The sequence below is a fragment of the Niabella drilacis genome, from assembly GCF_900101395.1.
In the GTDB taxonomy this organism is placed as follows: Bacteria; Bacteroidota; Bacteroidia; order Chitinophagales; family Chitinophagaceae; genus Niabella; species Niabella drilacis.
Map to the genome: position 1 here is coordinate 1 of NZ_FMZO01000045.1, position 1016 is coordinate 1016.

At 52.9% G+C, this 1016-nt stretch carries 1 protein-coding gene; it reads right to left on the reverse strand.

Annotation, left to right across the window (positions count from 1 at the left end; genetic code table 11):
- Positions 1-1016, reverse strand: a 1016-nt coding sequence (locus tag BLS44_RS26165; protein WP_090393709.1) for an acyltransferase family protein, incomplete at both ends; no start/stop codon positions are given.

The following is a 1016-nucleotide window of genomic DNA, read 5'->3' on the forward strand; positions in this document are numbered from 1 at the left end:
ACGGGTTCATCATACCATTTCAAACAGGCATACGCCAAAACTATGCTGCCGGTCAGGATCAGCAATGCATAGGGCCAGGCCTGCGCAAGGGTTACCCCCTTATGGTTGCTGATCCAGGCTGTATAAATACACACCGCCGGAAAATGCACCAGGTATAGCGGATAGGATATATCACCCAGGAATTTGCAGATCCTGCGTTCCGTTTGGGTATGTACCATACCACTGGCCCCCAGGTAAACAATGAGGGGGAAAATAAGAATGATACATACGGATTCATACACCCCGTTCATCCAGAGATGCTCAGCACCGCCGATGCGCGGCATATATAACACCAGAGCCAGCAGGAGGCTGCACCATAAGAACGCATGCCTGATACGGGCGGGTTTAGCGATCCGCGAAAGCAGCAGCCCCGCAAAGAAGGGATACATCGTACGGGTAATACCCACACGCAGCTGTTCCGCATTCAACGTCCATCCACCTGTTACATCCCCGTTAGGGCTGGTGATAGCCAGATGAGCAAGCGCTATGGCCGCTATCAGTACCAGGATACCCAGTGCCCGGTTAGAGCACTTACGGATACCAACTGCATACAGGATATTGGCAATGTATTCAAAAAACAATGACCAACCCACGCCGTTTAAAGGGTGCATTTCCTCCCAGCCCCGTATATCCATTGATCTGGGCACCGGCAGGATCGTATAGCCGATGAGCATCACCAGCAGCATTTTCCAGAGGGGAACGGTATGAATAAGCGGCCAGACCGGTGAGTCATTGAAATAAAACCCGATGGCCCCGAGGGTCATTCCCAAAACCACCATTGGCTGAAGCCGCTCTACCCGGCGCTTCAGGAAAGTGCCTACAGACATCTGATGCCAGCGGTCGTCATAGGCATGGCCGATCACAAAACCGGACAACAGGAAGAAAAAGTCGACTGCCAGGTACCCGTGGTTGACCAGGATATCCAGGTGCCCGGTACCCAGCGGCTCGGTCAGGTGAAAGGTTACAACGATAATGGC